This is a genomic window from Stenotrophomonas sp. NPDC077659, assembly GCF_050268705.1.
Lineage (GTDB): Bacteria > Pseudomonadota > Gammaproteobacteria > Xanthomonadales > Xanthomonadaceae > Stenotrophomonas.
Window position 1 is genome coordinate 1 of sequence record NZ_JBNNHG010000090.1, and the last position, 3,626, is coordinate 3,626.

Here is a 3,626-nt window from a genome sequence, read left to right on the forward strand (position 1 = left end):
GCTGACGCCGCGGCAGATTGGCTAGATGCGGACACATTCGAAGCGCTGATGAGTCGACTTGCCGCAACCGGAGGGACCGATCAGCGCGGTCACGCGCTTTTCGGGAATCTCCAGGTTGATGCCCTTCAGGGCGTGGAACTTGTCGTAGTAGAAGTCCAGACCACGCGCGGCCAGCTTGACCGGCGACGGCGCGTGCAGGTTCTCGTGCGAGGCCGGCACCGCGATGCGCTGCATGGGCACGGCGTTGGAGAGGTCGTTCATGGCGTTATCCACGGAAAAGTCAGTCATGGGAGATACGGTTGCGCAGCAGGATGGCGCGGGCGCCAAGGCTGACCAGCAACACGAAGACAGTCAGCACCAGGGCACCGGCCCAGGCCAGCACCTGCCAGGATTCATACGGGCTGCCGGCGAACTGGTTCATCACCACCGGTACCGAGGCCATTGGCTGGAAGATGTTGTTGTTCCAGTACTGGTTGCCGAAGGCGGTGAACAGCAGCGGGGCGGTTTCGCCGGAAATGCGGGCCAGGGCCAGCAGGATGCCGGTGATGATGCCCGCCGATGCACTGCGGTACAGGACCTGCACGATCACCTTCCACTGCGGGATGCCCAGCGACAGGGCGGCTTCGCGCATCTGCGAAGGCACCAGGCGCAGCATCTCGTCGGTGGTGCGCACCACCACCGGTAGCACGATGAAGGCCAGCGACAACGCGCCTGCAAAGGCGGAGAAATTGCCGCCGGTCTGCATCACATACAGGGTGTAGACGAACAGGCCCAGCACGATGGATGGGGCCGACAGCAGGATGTCGTTGACGAAGCGGACCACGGTGCCGGCCTTGCGGGCGTTGCCGTACTCGGCCAGCCAGGTGCCGGCCAGCACGCCCAGCGGGGTGCCGATGCCGATCGCCAGCGCGCACATCACCGCGCTGCCGAAGAAGGCGTTCGCCAGACCGCCTTCCTGCATGGGCGGCGGGGTCATCTTGGTGAACAGATCCCAGTTGATGCCGGCCAGGCCCTTGGCGGCCAGGGTGAACAGGATCCAGCCCAGGAAGAACAGGCCGAACAGGGCGGTGGCACAGGACAGCGCTATGGCGATGACATTGCCGATGCGGCGGCGCAGGTACAGGGAGTCAGCGGTGGTGGACATCAGTTGCCCTCCTTGCGGGACAGGCGCATCAGCATCAGGCGGGCGATGGCGAGCACCACGAAGGTGACGATGAAGAGGACGAAACCGAGCAGCAGCAGGGCCGAACGGTAGGTTTCAGTGGCTTCGCCGAAATCGTTGGCGATCAGCGCGGCGATGGTGGTGCCCGGTTCCAGCAGTGACGGCGACAGGCGCACGCTGTTGCCGATCACGAAGGCCACGGCCATGGTTTCGCCCAGCGCACGGCCGAGGCCGAGGAAGACGCCGCCGATGACCGCCGAGCGGGTATAGGGCAGGACGATGTCCCAGCTCACTTCCCACTTGGTCGAACCCAGCGCGTAGGCCGATTCCTTCAGGCGGGTCGGCACGGTGAGGAACACCTCGCGCATCACCGAGGAAATGAACGGGATGACCATGATGGCCAGCACGAAGCCGGCAGTGAGCATGCCGATGCCCAGCGGCGGGCCCTGGAACAGCGGACCGATGACCGGCATTTCGCCCAGGGTTTCGTTGAGAAACGGAGTGACGTACTCGGTCATCACCGGCACCAGCACGAACAGGCCCCACATGCCGTAGATGATCGAGGGAATGCCGGCCAGCAGCTCGATGGCAGTGCCGACCGGGCCACGCAGCCAGCGCGGGGCGACTTCGGTGAGGAAGAAGGCGATGCCGAAGCTGACCGGTACGGCGATGACCATCGCGATGAACGCGGTGACCAGGGTGCCGTAGATCGGTGCGAGGGCGCCAAACTTGTTTTCGACCGGGTTCCAGTCGGAAGAGAAGAAGAAGCTCATGCCCTGCATCTGCAGGGCATGGCGGCCGCCCCACAGCATCGACAGCGCGGCGCAGGCCAGGGCGATCAGGACGAAGATGACGGTGCCGACCAGCACCCACCGGAACAGTTTGTCGTTGCGGGCATCACGCGCATCGCGCGTGGACGGGGCGGCTACAGGCTGGGCGATGGCATTCATGGGGACGGCTGGGCCAGGAAAGGGGGCGGCACAACGTGGAAGCGGCGGTGCCCGCGCGGGGCGGGCACCGTCGGGTCCATCACTTCAGCTCGGTGCCCCAGTAGGCCTCGATCTGTTTGGTCAGTTCGGCCGGCAGCGGCACGTAGTGCAGCTCGTTGGCCTGGGCCTGGCCGTTTTCGAAGGCCCACTTGAAGAAGGCCAGGGTGTCCTGGTTGCGCTTGGCGTCCTTCGGCTTCTTCTGCATCAGCATGAAGTTGGTGGCGGTGATCGGCCACGCCTGCTCGCCCGGGGCATTGGTGATGACCAGGTTGAAGTCCTTGGCGCTGGCCCAGTCGGCGCTGGCGGCGGCGGCGGCGAAGGTCTCAGCGCTCGGCTGCACCCAGGTGCCTGCGGCGTTCTGCAGGGCGGTGTACGGCATGGCGTTCTGCAGGGCGTAGGCCAGTTCGACGTAGCCGATCGAGCCCTTGATCTGCTTCACGTAGGAAGCGACGCCTTCGTTGCCCTTGCCACCGACGCCGTCCGGCCACTGCACCGAGGTGCCTTCGCCGACCTTGGTCTTCCACTCCGGGCTGACCTTGGACAGATAGTTGGAGAAGTTGAAGGTGGTGCCCGAACCGTCCGAACGGTGGACGATGGTGATCTTGCCGTCCGGCAGGGTCACGCCCGGGTTGGCCGCGGCGATGGCCGGGTCGTTCCAGGTCTTGACCTTGCCCAGGAAGATGTCGGCCAGCAGGGCGCCGGTGAGGCGCAGCTTGCCCGCTTCCAGGCCTTCGATGTTGACCACCGGCACCACGCCGCCAATGGCCGACGGGAACTGGGCCAGGCCGGCCTGGGCCAGCTCGTCGCTGCTCAGCGGCTTGTCCGAGGAACCGAAATCGACGGTGCCGGCCTTGATCTGGGCGATGCCGCCACCCGAACCGATCGACTGGTAGTTGATCTTGGCGCCGGTGGCGGCGTTGTAGTCAGCCGACCACTTGGACACCAGCGGGAAGATGAAGGATGCGCCGGCGCCGGAAACTTCGGCGGTCACTTTGGCACCGGCAGCGGCCGGGGCGGCAGCGGCGTCGGCTGCCGGCTGCTGCGCGGCCTGCTTGTCGCCACCGCAGGCCGACAGGCCCAGGGCGATGGCCAGGGAAAGGGCGGCAAGGCCGGCCGAGTGCAGTTTCATGTTCACTCCATAGCGGGGAAGAGCCGACGTCGTCGGCGGATGCGGCTATGAAATGATGTTTTTGTTACAGCCGTATGACGTCCATGACAGAGGTGTCGAACATCACGTTCTGACAAGGGTTTCACGGGATCTGCGACCGCCCCGGAAGGCTGCGCGGCCCCCGGATTGCGCTGTAGAGTCCGAGCCATGCTCGACTGCTTCCCGCCTTTGTAGAGTCGAGCCATGCTCGACTGCGGCGCGTCAGCCGAGCATGGGCTCGGCTCTACAAGGGCCGGGGCAGAGGCAGGGGCAGCCGAGCATGGGCTCGGCTCTACAAGGGCCGGGGCAGAGGCAGGGGCAGCCGAGC

Annotated in this window: 3 protein-coding genes and 1 pseudogene; all 4 read right to left on the bottom strand. The window is 65.7% G+C overall.

The window, feature by feature from the left end; genetic code table 11:
- Positions 1 to 51 precede the first annotated feature (51 nt).
- Positions 52 to 261: pseudogene (locus tag ACQKDV_RS13030) on the bottom strand (ATP-binding cassette domain-containing protein); the annotation flags it as partial.
- Between the two features lie 19 nt (positions 262 to 280).
- A complete protein-coding gene (pstA, locus tag ACQKDV_RS13035) occupies positions 281 to 1,144 on the bottom strand; it encodes a phosphate ABC transporter permease PstA (protein ID WP_427784139.1) in 864 nt (287 codons plus the stop codon).
- Positions 1,144 to 2,112, bottom strand: a complete 969-nt coding sequence (gene pstC / locus ACQKDV_RS13040) for a phosphate ABC transporter permease subunit PstC (RefSeq protein ID WP_427784140.1) — start codon at positions 2,110 to 2,112, stop codon at positions 1,144 to 1,146. Before pstC ends, pstA begins: the two co-directional genes overlap by 1 nt.
- Before the next feature lie 79 nt (positions 2,113 to 2,191).
- Positions 2,192 to 3,280, bottom strand: coding sequence for a phosphate ABC transporter substrate-binding protein PstS (gene pstS / locus ACQKDV_RS13045; RefSeq protein ID WP_427784141.1), 1,089 nt, complete (start codon positions 3,278 to 3,280; stop codon positions 2,192 to 2,194).
- Between the last annotated feature and the right edge of the window lie 346 nt (positions 3,281 to 3,626).

What these genes read in the sequence shown, in the direction of transcription:
- pstA (WP_427784139.1), bottom strand. Translation starts at nt 1,144, where the DNA reads ATGTCCACCACCGCTGACTCCCTGTACCTGCGCCGCCGCATCGGCAAT.
- pstC (WP_427784140.1), bottom strand. Translation starts at nt 2,112, where the DNA reads ATGAATGCCATCGCCCAGCCTGTAGCCGCCCCGTCCACGCGCGATGCG.
- pstS (WP_427784141.1), bottom strand. Translation starts at nt 3,280, where the DNA reads ATGAAACTGCACTCGGCCGGCCTTGCCGCCCTTTCCCTGGCCATCGCC.